The sequence below is a fragment of the Pontibacter beigongshangensis genome (assembly GCF_014332515.1).
Lineage (GTDB): Bacteria > Bacteroidota > Bacteroidia > Cytophagales > Hymenobacteraceae > Pontibacter > Pontibacter beigongshangensis.
In genome coordinates, this window is record NZ_VFSD01000008.1 from 1 (window position 1) to 23,201 (window position 23,201).

The 23,201-nt window shown below is 51.5% G+C and carries 14 protein-coding genes; 9 read left to right on the forward strand and 5 right to left on the reverse strand.

Features of this window, described 5'->3' with window-relative positions; translation table 11 throughout:
- Nucleotides 1–1,031: 1,031 nt before the first annotated feature.
- Nucleotides 1,032–2,249, reverse strand: coding sequence for an NAD(P)-dependent oxidoreductase (locus FJM74_RS08275; RefSeq protein WP_187262129.1), 1,218 nt, complete (start codon nucleotides 2,247–2,249; stop codon nucleotides 1,032–1,034).
- 255 nt (nucleotides 2,250–2,504) lie between these two features.
- Between FJM74_RS08275 and gcvP the strand changes: the two genes are divergently transcribed.
- The 3 genes from gcvP (at nucleotide 2,505) to FJM74_RS08290 (ending at nucleotide 7,509) form a co-directional block, all read left to right on the forward strand.
- Nucleotides 2,505–5,420 (forward strand): aminomethyl-transferring glycine dehydrogenase, encoded by a 2,916-nt coding sequence (gcvP, locus tag FJM74_RS08280; protein WP_187262130.1) that lies wholly within the window; start codon nucleotides 2,505–2,507, stop codon nucleotides 5,418–5,420.
- Between the two features lie 869 nt (nucleotides 5,421–6,289).
- Entirely contained in the window at nucleotides 6,290–6,601 is a 312-nt protein-coding gene (locus FJM74_RS08285) for a hypothetical protein (protein WP_187262131.1), read from the forward strand.
- A gap of 293 nt (nucleotides 6,602–6,894) precedes the next feature.
- The gene (locus tag FJM74_RS08290; protein WP_187262132.1) at nucleotides 6,895–7,509 is read left to right on the forward strand and encodes a DUF4136 domain-containing protein; all 615 of its coding nucleotides are present in this window, start codon (nucleotides 6,895–6,897) and stop codon (nucleotides 7,507–7,509) included.
- 379 nt (nucleotides 7,510–7,888) lie between these two features.
- On the opposite strand, the gene FJM74_RS08295 is transcribed toward FJM74_RS08290, so the two are convergent.
- Nucleotides 7,889–9,958, reverse strand: coding sequence for a glycoside hydrolase family 3 protein (locus FJM74_RS08295; protein ID WP_187262133.1), 2,070 nt, complete (start codon nucleotides 9,956–9,958; stop codon nucleotides 7,889–7,891).
- A gap of 41 nt (nucleotides 9,959–9,999) precedes the next feature.
- Nucleotides 10,000–11,172, reverse strand: coding sequence for a M20 metallopeptidase family protein (locus FJM74_RS08300; protein ID WP_187262134.1), 1,173 nt, complete (start codon nucleotides 11,170–11,172; stop codon nucleotides 10,000–10,002).
- A 988-nt stretch (nucleotides 11,173–12,160) separates the two neighbouring features.
- On the opposite strand from FJM74_RS08300, the gene FJM74_RS08305 reads away from it, so the two are divergent.
- From FJM74_RS08305 to FJM74_RS08330, 6 genes are all read left to right on the forward strand, one after another.
- Complete coding sequence (locus FJM74_RS08305; protein ID WP_187262135.1) at nucleotides 12,161–13,468, forward strand: hemolysin family protein; 1,308 nt, start codon at nucleotides 12,161–12,163, stop codon at nucleotides 13,466–13,468.
- A 192-nt stretch (nucleotides 13,469–13,660) separates the two neighbouring features.
- The gene (locus FJM74_RS08310) at nucleotides 13,661–14,620 is read left to right on the forward strand and encodes a calcium/sodium antiporter (RefSeq protein ID WP_187262136.1); all 960 of its coding nucleotides are present in this window, start codon (nucleotides 13,661–13,663) and stop codon (nucleotides 14,618–14,620) included.
- A 387-nt stretch (nucleotides 14,621–15,007) separates the two neighbouring features.
- Complete coding sequence (locus FJM74_RS08315) at nucleotides 15,008–15,364, forward strand: hypothetical protein (protein ID WP_187262137.1); 357 nt, start codon at nucleotides 15,008–15,010, stop codon at nucleotides 15,362–15,364.
- A gap of 131 nt (nucleotides 15,365–15,495) precedes the next feature.
- On the forward strand, nucleotides 15,496–16,167 hold the full coding sequence (locus FJM74_RS08320; protein WP_187262138.1) for a DedA family protein: 672 nt from the start codon (nucleotides 15,496–15,498) through the stop codon (nucleotides 16,165–16,167).
- Nucleotides 16,168–16,267: 100 nt separating this feature from the next.
- Entirely contained in the window at nucleotides 16,268–17,353 is a 1,086-nt protein-coding gene (locus FJM74_RS08325; protein WP_187262139.1) for a lysylphosphatidylglycerol synthase transmembrane domain-containing protein, read from the forward strand.
- Nucleotides 17,354–17,720: 367 nt separating this feature from the next.
- Nucleotides 17,721–17,936: a Sec-independent protein translocase subunit TatA/TatB gene (locus tag FJM74_RS08330; protein ID WP_187262140.1), complete on the forward strand. Its 216-nt coding sequence runs from the start codon at nucleotides 17,721–17,723 to the stop codon at nucleotides 17,934–17,936.
- A gap of 357 nt (nucleotides 17,937–18,293) precedes the next feature.
- Here the strand turns inward: FJM74_RS08330 and FJM74_RS08335 are convergent, their stop codons facing one another.
- Both FJM74_RS08335 and FJM74_RS08340 read right to left on the reverse strand, forming a co-directional pair.
- Nucleotides 18,294–20,495: a TonB-dependent receptor gene (locus FJM74_RS08335; protein ID WP_241739006.1), complete on the reverse strand. Its 2,202-nt coding sequence runs from the start codon at nucleotides 20,493–20,495 to the stop codon at nucleotides 18,294–18,296.
- 725 nt (nucleotides 20,496–21,220) lie between these two features.
- Nucleotides 21,221–23,185: an OmpA family protein gene (locus FJM74_RS08340; RefSeq protein WP_187262142.1), complete on the reverse strand. Its 1,965-nt coding sequence runs from the start codon at nucleotides 23,183–23,185 to the stop codon at nucleotides 21,221–21,223.
- Nucleotides 23,186–23,201 lie beyond the last annotated feature (16 nt).

Genomic DNA, 23,201 nt, shown 5'->3' on the forward strand with positions numbered 1-23,201 from the left:
ACATCTTTCCTCCTCTTGCGCCGCTCTTCAGCGGCTGCGCCTCAGCGCCTTGTACTCTTAATATTTACTCTAACGCTACTCTCTTTCCTCCTTCGAACCGTCCGCTCTGGAAGGGGATGCAAAGGTAAGAAGCTTTTCTTTCTCTGCAAGCGATTCAGGGAAATTTTTTTTTCTTTTTTCCCTTCCCTCTTTCACTCTTTCCTTCTCCTGCGGCCCCTGTTACGATGCCCTCATGAACAGCTTCCCTCTGGAAGCGGGTGCAAAGGTAAGAAACTTTTTTCGAAGGTGCAAAACAAAAGCGAAAATATTTTTTTCAGCTTCCTTTTCTCTCTCCCTCCCCGGCGCCACTGCCTGGCCATCCGAGCCGCCCTCCCTGGAACGGGATGCAAAGGTAAGAACCTTTCCCGGTCCCGCAAGGGAGCAGGTAAACTTTTTTTTCAACCTCTTAGCAGCCTGCCGGCCGCTCCCCCGTCCCTGCCGGATGGGGATGCAAAAGTAGCAAACATCCCCCGGTTTCCAAGCACCAGGCGCCCATTTACCGGAAGATTTACGCAAACGCCTCAGAAACAGCCAGATTATTTTTCTACTTGCCTATCCTTTTAATGGAACAGCTTTAATTTTCTCCTCCTCTTGTTAGGCTGTTAATTAACAGCTTTCATAGGACCGTTTGTTCCATGGACAGCTGCTTTTTTTCTTAAGGTTTCTCTTCATTTATCTATGCATGCCGTTGAGAAATTTTATCCTACGGCGCAGCAGGTGCAGCAGCAGTAAGGTATTATCGTGTAGAGGGCACTTTTGACTAGAATAATCTGAGGGTTATGACTTCCTTGGTTTCAGATTAGATAAGGATATTCCTGATAGGAGCAGCAGCTATAGCAGAACCTCTGGAGGCATGTTTTCATTCTAATAATTCAGCATAATGCTTTGAAGTATTGCTCCCAAGAAAGCAGCAGTTTCTCTGCAGGCGTTTTATTATTGGTGCCAAGCCAAGTTCAAGTATTTAATTATAGCCCCGCCCACTATTCCATATATCAGCCTGCCGCATCCACATAATCCTGCAGATAAGCGAACCGCTCTGTTAGCGAACCACCCGTGGCTATGGTACCTCGTTTTAGTACGCCATCTTTATCGCCGTTGAACAGGTGCGGGAACACCCTATCGAGTAACTGACGGCTAAAGTTGCGGGAGGCGTTGCGTGGCAGCTCGCAGGGCAGATTGTCTACGGCCATCACAGTTATATTAGTGCTCTTAGTATAAGGTGCCTCCAGGGCTCCCGTCTCTGGATTATAATCGTAGGCGGGTGCATCTATGGTAGCAGATCGCTTGGTGCAGGGAATGGAGCCGTTCACATCGCAGGTGATGTCGGCGATGGTGTTTATCCTGAAGTCAGGTTGCCGGGTTTCCTCCTCAGAAAAAAGCCGGGGCGCGTGCGGGTCCCAGTAAGCGCAAGCCAGCAGCAGGTCCGTTACGCGCGTAAACTTCCGGAAGGTGGATTGGTACAGCTGCGGGTGCTGGTAAAAGTCAGGCGAATCCCACACCTCCACATCGGGTCTTGTGTTGTAGTCGCCGGAGTGGAGCTGGGCGTATACTGGCTCATAAAACTGCTTATAGAGGTAGTCAAAAACGCTCACCTTTTTGATGCCCATTTTATCCAGCACCTCCATGGCGCCTCCTGCTACTCTGCCACCGCCTGTTACCGCAATTTTTATCGGGGGCAGCTTTACCTTGAAGTACTCTTCCTGCATATCTTCCATCTCGCGGCACAGGTAAGCGGGCTTCAGGTCGAAGAGCTTCCATTTGATCCCGTAGGTGCGGATGCCATTGTAAGCCCCTACTATGCCGGCGTAGCGTCCGAAAGCCACCAGCCGCTGCCCCTGTGCATTCGTTAAGGTTTCATAATCAATTAAAGTGATGTTTTTCCGGAGGATGGCACGGAGCAGTTTGGCGTTGTGTGGCTGCTTCTTAATAGTATGGGAGAAGAAGAAATAGGTTTTGCCCGGAATCAGCTGCTCCACCGGCACCTCCTTCACTCCCATCAGGATGTCGCAATCTTCCAGATCCTGCTGCAACGGGACCTCCAGCTCCCGGTACTCGGCGTCGGAAAAGCAGCGCTTCGCGCTTGGCTGCACCACCACCTGCGCACCCGGGAAAGCGGCCATCAGCTCCACGCATTTTTTGGGAGTGAGCGGCACCCGTTTATCTAAAGGCGTTTTGCCTTCCTCTATAATTCCGATTTTCAGTTTCTGCATGAACGAACAAACTTGAATTTTTATGCTGCTTCAGATGTTGAAAGAATGCGGCAACGGGCTTCAGCGCAACAGCTTTCCTTTTGATTAACAACATATAGCGGCCAACAGCAGCATATACGTAAAGTCAGAACTATTTAGCCTTGCCGCATCTGTACAATACACAATTCCTGTTACTTTTGTGTGAACAATAAATAAAGTATTTTAGCTGTAAAGCCTTTTAATAAATGCTATATTCCCAATCTATATTTCGTACCCATGATATTCAAAACTAAACCTGCCGATGTGTTTAAAGAACGCCACAATGGTCCGGATAAGGAGCAGATGCTGGACATGCTTAACACGATCGGGGTAACTTCGCTGGATCAGCTGATAGAGGAGACAGTGCCGGCTGCTATTCGCCTGAAAAAGCCGCTGAACCTGCCCAAAGGCCTTTCCGAAAAAGATTTCCTGAAAGAGTTTGGCGCCATTGCCAGGCAGAATAAGGTGTTTAAGTCCTACATAGGCTTAGGATACCACGACACGATTATGCCGCCTGTTATAATGCGCAACATTCTGGAGAACCCGGGCTGGTACACCGCTTACACACCGTACCAGGCAGAAATTGCGCAGGGGCGCCTGGAGGCGCTGATCAATTACCAAACCATGGTGATGGAGCTGACAGGCATGGAGATCGCCAATGCCTCCTTGCTCGACGAGGGCACGGCAGCCGCAGAGGCCATGGGTATGTTTTTTGCCCAGCGCAAAGGTTCCCGCAAGAGCGCCACCCGCTTTTTTGTATCGGAGCTTTGCCTGCCACAAACTATTGATGTGCTCGTTTCGCGCGCCACACCGCTTGGCATTGAGCTGGAGATCGGCGATCACCGCCAGGTTAACCTGGAAGATCCTGCCTATTTCGGAGCCATACTACAGTACCCGGCCGCAGATGGCGAGGTGTTTGATTACGCTTCTTTTATAGCTGCTGCACATGCACAGGAAATATTGGTGGCCGTGGCTGCCGACCTGCTTTCGCTTACCCTGCTCACTCCTCCGGGCGAGATGGGAGCCGATGTGGTAGTAGGCACAACGCAACGCTTTGGCGTTCCGATGGGGTATGGCGGCCCGCATGCCGGCTACTTTGCTACCAAAGATTCCTTTAAGCGCGTAATTCCGGGCCGTATTATAGGTGCCTCCATAGATGCGCAGGGCAACAAAGCCTACCGTATGGCGCTGCAGACGCGGGAGCAGCACATCCGCCGCGAGAAAGCAACCTCCAACATCTGCACAGCGCAGGTGCTGCTGGCCGTTATTGCCGGCATGTATGTCGTTTATCACGGGCCGCGCCGCCTCCGGTACATCGGCCTGAACACGCATGCACTGGCACAGCAGCTGGAGAACGGACTCAAAACCCTGGGCTTTGAGCAGCAGAACAAGCAGTATTTCGATACCTTGAAAATAGCCGTGGAGAGTGCCGACATGCAGGCAGCTGTGCGCAAAGAGGCTGAGGCAGCAGGCATCAACTTCCGCTACTTCAACAATACCTATATTACTATCTCTCTGAACCAGAACACCGACCTGCAGGATGTGAAAGACATTCTTGCCGTGTTTGCCAAAGTGGCCGGCAAACCGGCAGAGGTTTTAACAATAGACGAGCTGCCGGGCGAGACAGATATTACCTGGCCCGAAAGCCTGATCCGGAAAAGCGAATACTTAAAGCAGGAGGTCTTTAACAAGCACCACTCCGAAAGCGAGATCCTGCGCTACATGAAGCACCTGGAGAACAAAGACTTCTCGCTGGCACATGGCATGATTCCGCTTGGCTCCTGCACCATGAAACTCAACGCCACGGCCGAAATGATTCCGATAACCTGGCCGGAGATCGCGCAGCTGCACCCTTTTGCCCCTGCTGACCAGGTGCAAGGCTACAGGCAGATCTTTGAAAACCTGGAAGGCTGGCTCTGCGAAATAACCGGTTTCGATGCCGTGTCGCTGCAGCCGAACTCCGGTGCGCAGGGCGAATTCGCCGGTCTGATGGTGATTCGCGCCTACCACGAGTCGCGTGGCGACCATCACCGTAACATTGCGCTTATCCCTTCTTCGGCACATGGCACCAACCCGGCCTCTGCCGTTATGGCCGGCATGAAAGTGGTCATAGTGAAGTGCGATGAGAAAGGCAACATTGATGTGGCCGACCTGCACGCAAAGGCGGAGCAGCACAAAGACAACCTTTCGTGCCTGATGGTGACGTACCCGTCTACCCACGGGGTGTACGAAGAGAGCATCATCGAGATCTGCGAGACCATTCACCAGAACGGCGGCCGCGTGTATATGGATGGTGCTAACATGAATGCCCAGGTAGGCCTGACCTCACCCGCCACAATTGGTGCCGATGTTTGCCACCTGAACCTCCACAAGACCTTCTGCATTCCGCACGGCGGTGGTGGTCCTGGTGTGGGCCCTATCGGTGTGGTAAAAGACCTGGCTCCTTTCCTGCCCGGGCATGCGGTTGTTAAAATAGGTGAGGAAACGGCCATCAATGCGGTATCGGCGGCCCCATGGGGTTCTGCCAGTATTCTGCCTATCTCCTATGCTTACATCTCGATGATGGGTGGTGAGGGTCTGGCAGAAGCCACGAAATTCGCCATCCTGAATGCCAACTACATAAAAGCCCGCCTGGAGAAACACTACCCGGTGCTGTATGTGGGCAGCAAAGGCCGTTGCGCTCACGAAATGATTCTGGATTGCCGTGGCTTTAAGAAATTTGGCATAGAGGTAGAAGACATCGCCAAACGCCTGATGGACTATGGTTTCCATGCGCCAACAGTTTCGTTTCCGGTAGCGGGCACTTTGATGGTGGAGCCGACGGAGTCGGAGGCGCAGGAAGAGTTAGACCGCTTCTGCGAGGCCATGATCCTGATCAGGGAGGAAATTCGTGCGGTGGAGGAAGGCCAGGCCGACCAGAAAAACAACGTGCTGAAAAATGCGCCGCACACCGCACAGGTAGCGCTTGCTGACAACTGGGACAGGCCGTACAGCCGTGAGAAAGCGGTATACCCTTACGAACATGCACGGCATTACAAGTTCTGGCCAACCGTTAGCCGCATCGACAGTGCTTACGGCGACCGTAACTTGGTCTGCTCCTGCGCCCCGATAGAGAGCTATAACGAAGAGCAACAGGAAATGACGGCTGTGTAAGCTTTTGCCCTGTCCGGGTTTCATTTATTTTTTACTTTTACAAAAGAGGCTGCCCGGTTGGGGCAGCCTCTTTTGCTTTTTAGTGCACCAGTTACTACCAATTCTCCTCAACCCCCTTCCATATAACTTTTATTTTTCTGTCAGCTCGGAAAGATCTGGGTAGCTAGATCCATCAGTGGTCGCGAAAGGCAGAAAGAAAGTACCGAGGCAATAGAAGGCAGTTAATATGAATTGGTAAAATATGGCTTAGACAGCCTTCCTATAATGGGAGTCTGGACTAACGAAAATCCCATAATGGGAAAAACGATTACTCAGAGGTGCATGTCGAAATATAGTCACGGAAAAAATCTAAAATATATTTACTTCGCCATATATATTATTATTCCAGAAAGTGTACAATTTAAGGTGCTGGTTGTAACACCTATTGTCCAATTACAGGGGTATGTAGCGTTGGCTGACTGTGCCAGACATGCCTTACAACGATCCTGGAGCCTGCTTCCTAAAATTAGTGGTACTTAAATTGTTTTGCTTAGGCATACCAGGCCGGGCAATTAAAACCTCATCCTGGCCCGAGCCACTACTCCCATTCCTGAAAGCAAACCTATAACAGAGCTGTGTGATCTTACAAACGTATTAGGATCAGCCACAACACTTATGCCTGGCCTTTAGCAGCAGCAGAAAATACCTCTGGAGGGGCATTTTGATTTAAATAATTGCCCCGGTGCCTGACAGACCATCAGGTATCGGGCGTTAAGTGCTACCAGCTAACAGAGAGGCTGGCATTAAGGAGGTGGTTATCGTCGTAAATAATTCTGTCCTGGCCCGCACTTATCTTACTAAGTAGAAATTGTGCGGTAAAATTTGCTAACATGAAAGTGCTCCTATTTGTTACTTGCCTTGCAGGCTTCAGCCTGACAGCAGCTTCCTCATCTGCTCAAATGTCGGCAGCAGGTGCCACCGATAGCAAATATGTATATCCAGCTGCCTTAGATGCTCAGCAACAGGCCCTGGTCTATCATATGGCAGAAACACCCGGAACGCCAGAAACAGAACCTGACGCTAAAGCAGCCGCGGCAACAAAAACCATGTCTGAAGAGCTGAGCATATGGGTAGAGAATAAGCAGGCTGTTATTGATTCCTACAAACGGCCAAAGCGCCGTAAAGCGCAGCCTCCGCTGTAGCGATCCTTTTAAAGGCTGAATGAGTGAGTGACTAGCGTTTTACAGTACATTGAATTTTTTGAGCTGAAAAGTATGTCCGCTTATGGTCAGCAATTCAACTGATCGGCATTTGTTTCAACTTTTATACAAATAATAAAATGTCGTGATACGAGTGTCGTTTTTCTCAAGGTGATGCCAGGTATGATTCCGGGAAGGTAAGTTCAGAGTATACTTAGTTTATCGCAGTTTAGTCAGTTGTGGCACCTCTTCCGTATAGTTTGTGAACAAATCGCTAAAACTATCTTCACAAACATATGCGCGCCAACCCCATTTCTCTTTATCGCAGGCTGGTTCTTGCTTCTGTCTGGGCACTTGCCCTGCTGGCAGGATGTGGCTACGTCAGGCTCAATGTGCAAAGCGACTACGACCGGACGGTGAGCTTTCAGCCCTACCGCACGTTCGCCTTTTACGAGCCTGAGGTCTCTATGCAGCTCAATGGCGAAACTCCTCAGTACAATACCTCTATAGACGAGCAGCTAAAAGCAGCCATTGCCAGCGAACTGGTTATTAAAGGCCTGACCCCTGCCACCGATACCACCCCCGATCTGCTGATTGCCTATGATATCGCCATCGAAACAGGCCCCGAAACTGAAAGCAGCACCGTTGTGCCCGGCTACGGGTATGGTTACGGGTACTGGTATGGCTACCGCTTCAACTACGATTTTGCCGGAGTTCCGACGTACCGCAGCATACACGATTACCAGGTGGGCACCCTCGTTATCGACTTCATTAACACTGGTCTCAATGCCCTGGTCTGGCGAGGATGGGCAGATGGGGGCATCACGGTAAATGAATCGAACCAAGGCCGACTAAACAGGGCTGTATCCAGTATTTTAGCCCAGTACCCTCCCGGAGACATCCAACGCTGATTTTTTATTTGTCGATTGTTGGTTGGTGATTGTTCATGGTTGATTTTTAATCTGAGGATTTGGAGATTTGGAGATGAATTTCAGGCAACCTTTAAGAATGATCAACCCACAACTCTTGACTATCAAAAAAAGTCCTGTGTCTTAAAAAAACCTCCGGAGGGGCAAAATCATTGGAATAATTTGCGGAACAGGCGCCTTGCCTGCCACTGCGGCCTTGGTCCTTGCGCTCCATTCCTGATTTGAAAGGCAGAAGGGTTGGCACATCCTGGTTCTTTTCCTGCTGCTTTCAGAGAGAAGCTGAAGCAGGCGTGGCGGGGTGCTTTGAATCATCAGGCCCTGCACACGCCGGGTGCAGGTGTACAAAGCACTTTTCCTGAGGCTATTTATTGGAGCCGTACCCCAGCCCTTCCCCAAACCGGAATAAAGCATAGCCATCGCCTTCCTTGTACCCGGGCAGATCTTCCTTGTTATTTTCTACAGCCTGCTGGCTTACGGGCGTGGTAAAGGGCATTTTGCCGGTAGGGTTAAATTTCCCGGACACCACATCCAGCAGTGCGGTGGGCTCTACTCCAAAGGTTGCCAGTATACCAGGAAAACGGTTAGTCGTCTGCTGGTTATACACCTCATCAATTACAAAAGGATTGGCAAAGTTGATAGCCAGAATAGTCGGCTTCCTGGCAGTAAGCTTATTTACATAGTTCACATCTACCGCGCAGGCCGAAAGATTCACCTGCAGGGGCGAGTTGTTTGAGGGAAAGAGCGGGCGGATGGAAGGCTTCAGCCAGAGCAGGATCACATCTGCTTCTTCGGGAGTGGCGACAAAGGTAAGCCCTTCGTAGACTTCTGAATAGACCTTGCCCGGGCCCGGTGACATCTTGTTGTAGAGTTTACCGTAATCCTCGAAGTAAACTTTTGTGCCCTTTGCCAGCGGGAGAGCATTTTTATTGTTGCGCAGCAGCACGATGGACTTGCGCTGGGCTTCTTTCCCGGCCTCTACAAACTCCGGCTTGCCCACTACCTCCCCAGCCTTATTCTCATCTACATACGGGTTTTCGAAAAGGCCGAGCTGAAACAGCTCCACGAGCAGCAGCGTAACCGATTCGTCTACATACTGCATCACCTCCGGGTGCGCTTTCAGGGTTTTCAGGAGCTGGGTAGGATCGGCATTGCCGGCAAACAGGTTGGTTCCTGCCTCCAGCGCTTTTACATAGCGCTGTTCAATCGTGAGCTTCTCCACCCCCCACGGCATGGATTCGATAGGCCCGGTGTCGGAGTTGATGATTCCTTTAAAGCCCAACTGGCCGCGCAGCACGTCGCGCAGCATGCCCCGGTTATAGGCATAGGCTACTTCTTCGTACTTAGTGTCTTTGGGCAGCGAGTAATATGGCATGATGGAGGATGTGCCGGCTGCGATGGCAGCCTTAAAGGGAAGCATGTTTTCTTGTAGCTGGCCTCCCGGAAACACGGCAAAGCGGCCATAGTCGTAGTGCGGATCAAACCCTTTGTACGCTGACCCTCCTCCCGGAAAGTGCTTGGTGGTCATGGCCACCGACTGATGATTGAGCCTGGGCCCCTGAAAACCTAAGGTGATGGCCCCGATGGATTGTGCGGCCAGGGCAGGGTCTTCCCCGAAAGTGCCTTCAATGCGCTGCCAGCGGGGCTCGGTGGCCAGGTCGGCCATGTACATATACCCTTTGCGTATGCCTACTGCCAGCCATTCCTGCCGTGCCATATCGCCGAACCGGTGAATCATGGCTGAATCAGCCATGGCTCCCAGCCCGATCTCGGAGGGCCACCTGGAAAAGCCGATGGTAGTGGAGCCGGTGGCACCCAACGACCCGGTGCTGATATGGTTGCGAGGATTGGAAGCGAACAGCACCGGTATGCCCAGGCTATCGCTTTCAGCCAATGCCTGCACCTTGTTGGCCCAGCGCGCCATGGTATCAGCCGGAGCCGTGGTTGTTCTCCAGATAAAACGGCGCATCTTATGCTGCAGTATTCCTTTAGTAGTGCCTACCGTGTTCATTACCGGAAATGGGAGCGGCTCGCCGGTAAACTGGTTTTTGTCGATGACTATATCCTGCTCATTAAACGTGCTGGTGATAGGCTCTGTCTGCCCGGAGGCCTCGAGCATAAACGCTTCGTTGTGCATGCGCATGTCTGCTATCAGCAGCATCCCTGCCTTCTCCTCCAGCGTCATGTTGCGTAGCAGGTCCTGGCTTCTTTCCTCCGGCGATAACCGCCAGTCTTCGTATTTGTCTAACCGGCCATTGCGGTTGAGGTCTTTAAACTGTAAACCGTCAGTCTCCAAAATTTGAGCGGAGCGGTAACCCAGGTCAGGCTGGGTGGCCTTTCCTGCTCTGGTTTCGGTTTCGGTATTGGACCGGCCGCAGGCATTGAGCATGGCAAACAGGATGGTCATAGAGAGGAGGGTATGGATAGTTTTCATATTTGATTAAACATGTTGCCGGCGAAGAACAGAGATGCTTGCTACTTGTTCAGGTAATCGAGGATTATTTGTACCTGGGCTTTTACCCCGCTCTGCAGGGCGCTTTCATCCACCATGAATTTGGGGTTGTGGTTTGCTGCCCCTTTCCCGATGCCAAGTGTCATAAAACTGACGGGAGCTATTTTTCGGTAGTAGGAAAAATCTTCACTGGCCGTCATCATGGGACCGTCGAAGACCTGATCCTTTCCTAATATGGCAACCGCACTGTTCCTGGCATGGACATTGAGGGCGGCATCGTTTTGTATGGCCGGGTAGCTCGGGGTGTAATCCAGTTTGTAGGTAGCCCCGTAGGCTTTGGTGATGTTGTCGATGATTTCTTTTATCCTGATTTCCACCATTTTCCTGGTTTCATCTGAAGTGGTGCGGATGCTGGCACCCAGCTCCGCCCTGTCTGCAATCACGTTGAAGGCATTGCCCGACTGAAACTTACCGATGGTGACCACTGTCATCTCGCCCGGCTCCACATTTCGGGATACGATAGATTGCAAAGCACTGACAATGGCAGAGCCTACCACAATGGGGTCTATGCCTAAATGCGGCATGGAGCCATGCGATCCTTTGCCGATAATGGTCAGACGGAATCCGTCCTGCGCGGTAGAGGCAGCTCCATGAGGCAATATACCCACGTGGCCGGCAGGGAAATCGGGCAGCACATGCATCCCGAAAAAGGCATCCACGTCCTTCAGAGCTCCTGAGTTTACAATATCCAGCGCCCCACCGGGTGGCTGTTCTTCTGCGTGCTGAAAAATAAAGTAGACCGTTCCCTTTAGCTGGTTCTGCATTTTGGAGAGGGTGGCGGCAGTTCCCAGCAGCATGGCCGTATGGGCATCATGGCCACAGGAATGCATCACATTCTTCACTTTTGAGCTGAACGGCAAACCGGTTTCTTCCTGCATGGGCAGGGCATCCATATCGGCCCGAAAAGCCACTGTCCTGCCCGGCCTGGAGCCTTTGAGTACGCCGATAACGCTTGTTTTGGCAGGTTTTATGATCTCGATGTTGGGGAACGACTTCAGCACCTCTTCCACATACTGGCTGGTTTTCTCCTCCTCAAAAGACAGTTCCGGGTTTTGGTGGATATGCCGCCGCCAGGTGATCACATCGTCTGCCGGAATGTTCTTCGTCCAGGCAGCGGCCGGTTTCGTGCTTTCCATTTTAGTGCTTTTTTTTGGTTTGGGCACACAGTACGCCACTTAGTAATACGGCAAGTATAAACGGCGGAAATCTTTTCATGCTCCTTTTTATTTTAAATGCCAGGCTCCAGCCTCTTAGTACGCCTTGAGTTTACTGTTTACGTACTTATGTGGCCCATATAAGCGGCAGGCCAATCATTTGCCAGGCGGGCGGGTAAAGAACAGCACCTCCCGCCATTAAAGCAGGCGAAGTACCGAAAGGCTGCGCAGGGCGAAAAATGGTATAACCGCAGAAAATCAGAGCAAGTATCTGGTTGTACGACAGATGGCTGCCATAGTTGATCCTACTGGCCGCTCTGCCAGGTAGTCAAATAAAGATAATCTACTTTGGCTAAGAACCTCCTTACCTGCTGATCCGGCAAGGCATGCATGCAGCCTCCTTTAAAAGAGCTTTGGAGGATGAGAAAGGAGGCCCTTTAAAAAGCCTTGTTAAGACTGAGACATTCCTGCTGCCTGAGCGGTTGTTTTCAGGTTCTGCCACAATTATTTGAATAAAAATGCCCCTCCGGAGGTTTTTTTTAAGACACAGGACGCAAGACACAGGATTTTTTCTTCCTCGCCGGGCGCAGTTTCCGACTACGCCCGGCGTTTTTTAATGTCTGCACGCGCCATTCATCTTTAAATTTCAAAACCCTCAAATCAACAAAAAGCAACCAGCAAATTATTTAAATGGGAACGGCCCTCCGGAGGTTTTTTTGATCACTTTGCCTGGCGGGTTCCTCCGGTGTGTTTTCCATTTTCGCTGCACCGGAATGCGGTTGCGGGGAGCGGGGAGCAGAAACCAAGGCAGCATCTTTGTGTCCGGATGGTCGGAAAGCCCATTGCCTTTTTTGTTTTCGTCGCCCAAACTTATTTCACCAAATCACAAGCATCCATTATCTTTCTGCGTACGAGACATTTGAAAATTCCTCATCTTTGAACCGCGGTATATAGAAGCTCTGCTCATGCTATGGAAATAATCGTTTTGCTGGTACTGACACTGCTCAACGGGTTTTTCGCCCTTTCAGAGATATCCATTATCTCGGTGAACAGGAACAGGATCGAACACCAGGCACAGGAAGGCAGCAAGCGGGCACAAACCGTGCTGCGGCTACTACAGAACCCGGAAGACTTTCTTTCGGCGGTGCAGGTCGGTATTACGCTGATCGGTATTGTTTCGGGCGCTTATGGTGGCGCCGCCCTGTCTGGCGATGTACAGGCCTGGCTGCTTACCATACCTGTTCTGGCTCCTTATGCCAGCACGCTTTCGCTGGTTGTCGTAATCGGTGGGATCACGTATTTTTCCATCGTCATCGGGGAGCTTATTCCCAAGACCATCGCCCTCGGCAACTCCGACAGCATTGCCCTGGCCGTAGCCCCCGTCATTAAGGTGTTCACCTCCCTCACTATGCCTTTGGTAAAGCTTCTTTCCGGCTCTACAAACCTGGCCATCAAACTTTTCGGAATAAAGGAGCCTGCCGAAGAAAAAATGTCGGAAGAAGAGATCAGGCAGATTATTAAAACGGCGGGCCGGCAGGGCATCCTGGCCAAAGAGGAGCTCGAACTCCACCAGAATATATTTGTCTATTCCGATCAGCGGGCCAAGAACCTGCGCACCCACCGCATGGAGGTAGAGTGGATTGACATCAATACTACAGTAGAAGGCATAAAGGAGGGCATTAAGTCTAGTGCCCACTCCAAGTTCCCGGTTTGCGATGGCAGTCTGGATAACCTGGTGGGCGTGCTTCAGTCCAAGGATTTTTATGAGTATCTGCTCTCAGATCAGCAGGAGCCGCTGAGCAGCATCCTCCAGAAACCACTCTATATTTCGGAGTCTATGCTGGCAAACTCGGTCCTGAATCTGTTTAAAAGACAAAAGCAGTACCTGGGCATCGTGATCGATGAGTTTGGGGCCATTGAAGGAATTATTACCTTGCACGATATTCTGGAATCGATTGTGGGGGACCTGCCCGATGTGGATGAGCAGGACGAGCCCGCCATTGTGCGGCGGGATGATGGCTCTCTGCTGGTGAGCGGCTCTATTTTGGCCCGGGACCTGAACAGGTGGCTGGAGCAGGAACTGATTCCGGAAGAGTCGGAGGCCTTCTCCACCCTGGCCGGCTTTATCATCTATCACCTGGACAGATTCCCCAAGGTGGGGGAGACGTTCCGCTACAAGGATTTTGACCTGGAGATTCTGGATATGGATGGCGTGCGGGTTGACAAGATTCTGCTGTCGCACAAACCTGAGCCCCAGAACATGGAGAGTCCACAATAGCGTTTCCCTGGTTATACCGGTTTGTCTGCCCAGTATATATAGGCAGTGACAAAACGTATCGGAACTCAACATTTTATTTGTATTGATTATTAAAAATCCTGCGTCTTATGTCCTGCATCTTGTGTCCTGTAGCAAATGGCCGTACAAATGCGATCCCGGGAAAATTAAGTAGCTGTTTATAACCCTTTTATCATGATACTGAACATATTCCTCTTACTGGTAGGCTTTGTAGTGCTCATTTATGGAGCAGACAAACTTGTAGAGGCTGCCTCCAGCCTGGCCGCCCGCCTGGGTGTCCCGTCTATCGTTATTGGCCTTACCATTGTAGCTTTCGGCACTTCTGCTCCGGAACTGGTCGTGAATGTTTTTGCCTCGTTGGAGAACAAGACAGAACTAGTGCTGGGCAATGTGCTGGGCAGCAACATTTTTAATGTGCTGGGCATTCTGGGTGTTTGCTCCTTAATCTACCCTTTAACGGTAAAGTCAAATACTACCTGGCTTGAGATCCCGCTTAGCCTGCTGGCTGCCGTTGCCGTACTGACAATTTCCAGCGACGTGCTCCTGGATGGCGCCACCGTTAATTCCGTGAGCAGAGTCGAAGGGCTTATTCTGCTTTTATTCTTCTTTATTTTTCTGGTGTATAACCTGATGGTGGCAAGGAGAGGCGCAGGAGAAGAGGTAATAGAGACGAAGGGCTACAGCTACCTTAAATCGGCGCTTTTTATTTTGGTGGGACTGGTAGGGCTTGTGCTGGGAGGCAGGCTTATCGTAACAAGTGCAGTGAGCATTGCGCAGACGCTAGGTATGTCGGAACGCATCATCGGGCTCACGATCGTGTCGGTTGGCACCTCGCTACCGGAACTGGCCACCTCCCTTGCGGCTGTCCGGAAGCGGAACGTAGACATCGCGATCGGCAATGTGGTGGGGTCCAATATTTTCAACATATTTCTTATCCTGGGCATTTCCTCTGTTACCAGGCCGCTCCAGGTACAACAGGCGGCCTTCACCGATATCGCCGTAAACATAGCGGCTGGCCTGCTGCTGTTCATCTTTGTTTTTACAGGCAAAGGAAGGCAGATAGTTCGTTGGGAGGGCGTAGTGCTGCTGGCGGTGTATGCCGGGTATTTGTTTATGCTGGTCTCCAACGAATAGAGTATGCCGGGGCACCACCGTGTGTGGTGCGGTTGGCCAGGGCAAAGTCAAATTATTCTAATGAAAAGGGCCCTCCGGAGGCTCTTCTGCTCCGATCAAAACCTGGCTGCTTAAGCGCAACAGGCGGTTTAGACATAAGAATGCGTCGGCTTTATAAATGAAGCCGTGCGCACAGGGGCTTTAACTTCCTGAACTCAGGGGGCCGAAATGGCAGACCAGCTTCACTCCTTTAGTAAAGGTGGAGCAGGTGGCCGGCATGTTCGGTTCGATTTCACGTCGGGGAAAGCGGAAACTGCTAGTCCTTCGCCACCACCACGTCGGCTTTCAAGTATAAATTAAAGCCGGCTCCTATTTGTTTTCGAGCAAACTACCAGTTTTATTTGTAGCATGGGTATACACAGGACACAGATAAACAGTGTCGGCACCATGGTGCTGACGATGCTATTGTGCCTGGTTATCTGTATTGCGCTGCCCCCGCAGACACAGGCCAGCAGCCTTCCTGAAAAGGATTTGCTGGAGTTGCGACAAAAGGAGCAGGCCCCCATCACCATAGCCCTGCAGGAATCAGGCAAGAAAAGTGCCCGCCATGTGGCCCAGAACGACAGGCTGCTGCTGGCCCGTTTAACTTCTTTTAAGCTTTGTATTGGCTCCCTGCCTTATTACAGCCACATTACCCCCCTGCCTGCGGTGCCGGTTTTTAAACGGGTCTCGCCATCCAGCCCCATTCAATCCAAAGGCCCTTAATCTCTTCCAGAACCACTTTTGTCGCGTAGCCTTACCTTATAGGCTTAGTTGTTTGGCTGCAAAGGTCCTCCCTAAAGCGTGCCGCATCATTTTCTGGCCTTCATCCTGAGGCCTCCTCATCTTTGTTATGTATGGAATTCATAGAACACCTTATTTCTTTTATCCTGCACATAGATCAGCACCTGGTGGAACTGGTCAGCACCTATCAGGGATGGATCTACCTGATCCTGTTCATCATCGTTTTTTGTGAGACAGGGTTGGTCGTTACTCCTTTTTTGCCCGGCGATTCGCTTCTTTTTGCCATCGGGGCTCTGGCTGCTAACCCGTCGTCCGGGCTGCATTTGTCTATCTTGCTGGTACTGCTGATTGTGGCCGCCATTCTGGGAGATTCCTTTAACTACTTTGTGGGCAGCAAGATCGGGGAAAGGGTCTATCTCCGCGATTTCTGGTTTCTGCGCAGGCGCTATATCGACCAGACCCAGCGTTTCTATGAGCGCTATGGCGGAAGGACGATCATCTATGCCCGGTTTGTGCCCATCATCCGTACGTTTGCCCCTTTTGTGGCGGGAATAGGCCAAATGGATTACCGCCGTTTTCTGTACTTCAACATTGTGGGCGCTGTGGTCTGGGTGCTGTTTTTTACTCTGTCCGGCTACATATTCGGCAATATTCCTGCTGTAAAGAGCAACTTCTCGCTGCTGATCCTGGGCATTATTGTGCTTTCAATTCTTCCGCCCATCATAGGTATCCTGAAGCGCTGGTTCGCCTCCAGACGGGCGGCCGTAAAAGCGGACAGCGACTAAACCTGCGGGTTATGAAAGGGAAAGACTATGGCTGCGTGTTTGCTGCCCATACCCTAAGGGTGGACCTGACAGAAACGGTGCGGCAAAATTTTACCTAAACATGGCGTTAGACGATCAAAAATTACAGCGGCAGTTCTCGCTCCGCAAGGTGCTGCTGCCCATGCTGCTGGGGCTTGGCGTGGTGGGCTACATGTTTTACCAGACTTATGAACCCGGCCAGCTTCAGACATTAAAACAAGCCAGCTTGCTGTGGCTCTTTGTTACGTTTCTGGTGCTGCTCATCAGGGACTTTGGTTATATGTACCGCATCCGGTATGTAACAGACAAAGCGCTTTCGTGGCGGCAGAGCTTCAGCGTTATCATGCTGTGGGAGTTTGCCTCCTGTGCCTTGCCCTCGGTGGTAGGCGGGTCTACGGTGGCGGCGTACCTGCTGCTGAAGGAGAAGATTCCGCTCGGCAGGTCTGTTGCGCAGGTGATGGTTACCGCCATGCTCGACAACATGTACTTTGTGCTGGCCATGCCCCTGGTGCTTCTGTTGGCTGGCAGCGAGACCTTACCGGCCCTGGAGTCTTTGGGCGATACCGTGAGGTACGGCCTGGGCACCGCTTTTGCCGTTAGTTACCTGCTCGTTACCCTGTATGCCTTCCTGATGTGTTACGCGCTTTTTTTGAACCCGAAGTCAGTGAAGCGGCTGCTGGTCAGGATCAGCAGGCTGCGCTGGCTACGAAGGTGGCGCCTTGGCATCTACAACCATGCCAACGAGTTGCTGATCTCGTCGCAGCACCTGCGCCGGAAGGAGCCGGCCTATTGGTGGCGCGCCAGTATTTCCACCATCTTTGTCTGGACAGCCCGGTACGCCATTATTGGCTGCCTGATAGCGGCCTTTACCCACCTGGAGGCCCATGAGCACCTGCTGATCTTTGCGCGGAACCTGATTTATAAAATCGTGCTGATGATGTCGGTAACGCCAGGTGCGGCCGGGGTGGCGGAGATTGCCTTTCCCGCTTTCTTCGGCATGTTCCTGGGGAGCTTTACCACCGTTATCGTGCTGCTGTACCGGCTGCTTACTTACTACCTTTACCTGCTGCTGGGAGCGATCGTGTTCCCCAGGTGGGCCGCCCGCGTGTTCAGCAGCAAGTCTGAGATGGCGGAGCAGGCACCAGTGGTAACCGAAAAACAACTATAACATTGCCATTTACATCGAAGCTGCACAGATGAGACAGCACCAACCAGGCGAAAAAGGGAGCCGGCAGGCAATTATTCTAATGAAAATGTCCCTCCGGAGGTGCTTCCAGCTATACCGACAGGCATAGGGCAACAGCAGCTTGTTTGTGTATGGCATTAGGCACCATACTCCCCGCTTTACAGGCAAACTATTTTAAAAAGCTATTAGCATGCGTCTGATCTATCTTTTTATCTTTCTTTTCCTGCTGACCCTGCTTGTATTTTACTTTCGTTGGGTAGACCGCCATAAATAAGACCGCCGGCCCGGAGCTGCCAGGGAACAAAATAATGCGCATAAACATTTATTAACTGATTAAACAAAAACGAACATGACTACTTTAATAATCTTCGCCTTTATTGGTGGTATCGGAGGAACAGAAATGATGGTAATTCTTTTTGCTATCCTGTTGTTCTTTGGAGCCAAACGCATTCCTGAGCTAGCCCGAGGGCTTGGCCGTGGTATCCGTGAGTTCAAGGACGCCACACAGGAAATCAAAAGTGAGCTGGAAGATTCTGTGAAGGACACTGACAAAAAGCAAAAATAGCAGCTGCCAGCCCTTTTGGTAAGGCAGGCCGCCCCTGTCTGGCAAGTCACGAGCCTATTTCCCGTTTGGCATGAAGGAATTATTAGCTGAATGGAGGTAGTGCTCCTCCAATGCGATTATTGGAGGAGCACTATTAATGGCTATACTAATACTCCAATTATGTGTTAGGCACTCAAATTATTCTAATCAAAATGCCCTTCCGGAGGTGAGATCTGCGCTGCAGTTGCTCTCTATTTGAAATAACTGGAATCCAAACCCATTTATAGGAATTCCTCTTCTAAACTCACCCTTAAATACGACACCATTCCATAAAAAACATTCAGTCATTCACTAACCCACTCATTCAAAATTCACCATTCAAAGTGTGTATCTGAGCGAAAGGCCACCATAATAATTTCTATCGGCAGCGGGTTGGAAGAAACGGCCACCGAAGGCGTTGAGGTCATTGCCAAGGCTGTACTTTTGGTTGGTCAGGTTCTCGGTACCTGCAAAGGCATCTAGTGTAAGGTTTTTGCCCAAAGGCTTTCTAAAGCCGGTGCGCGCGCCCAGAATCAGGAAGGAGTCTGAAAAAACGGTGTTTTCATCGTTAAGCGGAATATCAGCCACATAATTTGCCGTCAGGTTCAGGTAAAACCCGGGGCTGGTGGCCAGGTCGAGGCCAGTAGTAGCCATGTGCGGAGCCACTCCCGTGAGTCTGTTGCCAGATAAAACCGTTTCCCCCTGCTGATATTCTTTAAACCTGAAATGGTTGTAGGTGTAACTTCCCCAAATCTTCAATAAGCTCAGAGCAGCCGCTGGTTCTTCCACCACCGTAAAGGCCAGCGCTGTTTCTACCCCATTCTGCCTGGTAGAACCCACGTTCCGAAACACGGCAATGCTCGACACCTCCTGGCGGCTCACAATGGTCTCGTTCAACCGGAAAGAAAAGCCCACCACATCGAAACTCAGGCGGCCACCCAGCAGCAATCCCCGAACGCCGGCCTCATAGTTCAGCCCTTTCTCCGCCTCCAGCTCCTGGTTCAGTACGCCATCGGAGGTCAGAATTTCTTCTTCGGTTGGGGGGGAGTAGCCGGCACTCACACTGGCATGCGCCGAAATAGTATTGGTAAGCCGTTTGAGCAAGGCCACTCTCGGCGATAGCACCGCGTTAAAATCCCGGACAAACTGGAAATCGGTGCCAGCGGCAGCTTGTTGCAGCCTCGTTATGTCGTAGCGGGTGTCGTTGTAGCTGAGGGCTGCCGTGGCGAGCCAGTTGCCGGGCAGCTTAAACTCGGCCTGTGCAAACAGCAGTCCTGTTTCAGAAATCAGTTCGTCGTCAGACCGCATGGCACCCACCGCACCGCCGTTGTTATCGTAGGTGCGGGCCACCTGAAATCCTCGCTGATACTCTCCGCCTACCGTAAAAATTGCCTCTGCTGCTCCTAACCTGGTGGTGTAGGCAAGCCGTGATCTGGCACCGTATTCCTGGTTGGCATTGCGCTCGTAGTCAGTGTTGAAGGGATGGTCCTGGGCACGAATCAGCCCGTAAACCGAGGTGATATTGCGCCACTTGCTGCTCAGTTTATACTCATGCGACAGCCCTACATTCACCCCATCCATGTTCATGGTGGCATTCTGTGCTACACTTCCGAACATGCCGCCACGTGCCTGCCGTGGATTTTCGTTGTACTGCTCCTGGGTTAAGGCTCCCGGCAACTGGTAAAACAGGTCCGAGTATATCAGGAAGGCCGATATGGTTTGCTTTTCGGTAGGGTGAAACTGCGTAGAAAGGAGAAAAACGTCGCGGTTCATGGCCGTATGCTCGCGGTAGCCATCGTATTGCTGCCGGGTGTACTGCACGAGCGCATTGGCTTTCTCGCCTCCTGTAGCGGCAGTTACGGCATAGCGCCTGAACCCGTAAGAGCCGGTGGTCGCACCTACCTCCAGCCGGTGCTCACCAGGCGCGGCACGTTTAGGCTCCAGCAAAATGGCCCCGCCTGTGCCTGCCCCATACATACTGCCTACCGGGCCTTTCAAAATCTCCATCCGGTCGATGTTGCCGGCATCGAGCATGTTGAGCATGGTCACGCCACTGGCCTCGGTAAGCGGCACATCATCCAGATACATTTTTACGTTACGCACGCCGTACGGAGACCGAAGACTGCTGCCCCGTATAGAGATGCGGTAACTGGCGGGGGCTCTCTCCTCCATCCGTACTCCCGGCACGGTGTTCACGGCCCGCACCAGCGAGCTCTCGTCGAACCGCTGCATTACCTCGCTGTCTACTATGCTTATGGCTCCCGCCGTTTCGAGCAGTGGCCGGTTTGCTTCATAACCCGTCACCACTACTTCTGACAAGTTGGTGGCGCTGGGCTGCAACGACACCAGTAACGTTTCGGAGTAAGGCAAACGAACAGAAACCGACCTGGTTGTGTACCCGATCAGCTGGAAATTGAGTGTGGCAGCGGCTCCTTCGGCAGGCAAACTGAAATGGCCGTTCGCATCGCTGATTATTTGCTGGCCGGTAGCACCAGCCGTAATGGTTACCCCATCGAGCGGCTGCCGGGTTCGAGCATCCATCACCTGCCCGTTAAGTACTGATTGAGCCTGTACGGGTTTGGGAAAGATCGTTATCAGCAAGAAAAATAAAACGAATATTGCTTGTAGGTGATGTTTCATGAAATGGAGCATAATTTTAACAACAACGTGCAGGCCCGCCTAAGGGTTGATCATTATTCAGGCGAAGGCAAAATACAGCGCTTAAACTATGTTGCTTTTAAACGAGGAGCAAATTATTTGAGTGTATACCATATTTTGAGGCAATTATATTCTGATACATCTTGGTTCCACCATTTTTAGCTGATGCTCTTTCCGTTGCCCTCTTACTATCTTGTTGTATGGTGGAAGTCTTAGCGCTCACGGCTGGGGAAGGGGCCCCCTTTTAGGCTCGCTCTCGCTCAGGCTGCCACTAACGTGGCACCGGACCTCTCAAATAGAGAGCCCCTACCCCCTGCGCCTCAAGCCAGAGACCGGGATTTTTTAAATAGCCTGCTCAGGTCATTTATTTGCAAATCTTCTCATCTTCAAATTTCCAAATTGAACAATTAACACATCAGCACATTAAACCATCAGCACATTAAGCTAAATTATTCTAATGAAAAAGCACCTCCGGAGGCTCTGCTGCTACTGCTCTTACACTCGTGCTGCTTCGCGATGCTGTAACCATGTAAAAGGAAAAAGCTCTGCAGAAACTGCAGAGCCTTTCCAAGCTATGAAATTTAAAAAACAATGATCTTTGGTGAGGCTTACCTGATTTTGAATTCGGTTCTTCTGTTCAGCTGATGCTCCTGCTCAGAGCAGGGAATCCCATCGATGCAATGGTTCACCAGCCTGGTTTTACCATATCCCTTGGCGGTCAGGCGGTTTCTGTTAATGCCTTTAGAGACCAGGTAATCTACCGCTGCATGTGCCCGCCTTTCAGAAAGCCGTTGGTTATACTCAAATCCCTCGCGGCTGTCGGTGTGGGAGCTCATCTCAATCCTGATGCTCGGGTTGGCTTTCAGTACTTTTACCAGCTTGTCGAGTTCCCGGGCAGCATCCGGACGGATATCCCATTTGTCGAGGTCGTAGTAAATTTTCTCCAGCACAATGGCTATGCCTGCGGTGCTCTTATCGAAGAGGAGCGTTACCTCTACGGTATCGTGTGCTGTTTCCGGCACTTCCAGATCTACTGCCTGGTTCAGGAAACCTTCTTTTGTGCCCTGAAAGGTGTAAGTGTTTCCTTTGCGGCTATCGAGGAAGTATTTCCCGTTTACATCTGTTACAAACACTGTAGAGTCGGATTGCTGCTGTTGCGTAGCCACTACCCTTGCCTGCGGCAGCGGCGCTTCTACGGTCCGTTTCTGCTCGTTCTGCTTCCGCTCGAGTGTTCTGATGGCAAGTACCACCGGCTCCTGCAGCATCCTGAACTGGTAGATATCGTCAGTTCCGTTGGCGGCATCGCGGTTAGACGACAACAGGCCACTTACGTTCACACTGTCGAACATAATGCCGTAGTCGTTTTTGGGAGAGTTTATAGGGTAGCCAAGGTTTTTGATGCCGGTCCAGGCATCGTGCTGCCCGTCTGCCACAAAAATATCTAGGCCGCCCAGCCCCATGTGGCCATCGGAGGCAAAATACAGCTTGCCGTTCTGGTCTACGTACGGGAAGCTTTCGCTGCCTGCGGTGTTTATAAGGCTTCCGGCATTAGCGGGTTCGCTCCAGCTGCCGTCCTGCTGGCGAATGGAGTAGTAAATATCGGTTGCTCCTTCTCCACCAGGCATATCAGACACAAAGTACAGGATGTTTCCATCTGGCGACAAAGCCGGATGCCCTACCGAATACTCCGCTACTTTATTATGAACGAAAGGTTCCACGTTGGTCCAGGCATCTCCCTGTTTCCGGGCACTGAAAATCTCGAGGCGGCTCACATACTCCTGCTCCTGCTTGTCCTGCTTTACCCAACTGGTAGGGTCAGGGTTTCGGTAAGCCTGGTTTTTAACGAGCTGCGTTCTGGTAAAGTAGATCTCCTGTCCGGCTTCGGCCGCTGTGGCCGTGGCATTGTGGTAGGGCGCATTTACTTCGGCAGCCAGTGGGGCAGGCGCACTATAGGTGCCGGCTGCATCTTTTTCTGCCTTAAAAAGCTTTAAATATGGCCTGCCGGTCCAGCCAAATGTCGCGGCCTGGGCACCGGCACCCCGGTCAGAGCTAAAAATAATTCCCTGCTCAAAAGCTAACGGACTGAAGTCGGCATATCCGGCTGCATTAAGTTGTGGCACGGCCTTAACCTCTGCCACCGGAAGCCGGCTCATGAGTTCTGCCGCCTTATCACAGGCCAGTATCAGTTCCTGGGCCCGGGCAGCAAATTCAGGCATCTCTTCGCCTAAGGCCATGTATTGTTTCTTGGCTTCTTCGCACTTGCCGTTGCTGCGGAGCGCTTCGGCATAATAATACAGGTTCAGGGGGTGCCGCCCTTCCATGCCCACTACTTTGGCGTACCAGGTTTCTGCCTCCTGGCTGCGGCGCGTCAGGCGGTAGGCATCGGCTATGCGCTGAGCCGTTTGCAGATCAGGGGTACGCTTGGCAACAGCCTGCTCATACTGTTCCAGCGCCAGGGCAAACTGGTAGTCATGGTACAGTCTGTCTGCTTTGCGCAGCTGCGCCTGTGCACTGGTTGCCAGGCATAGCATAAGGGCAATAGAAAAGTAAAGAGTAGTATATTTAAGGTTCATATAATCTGATGCTAAA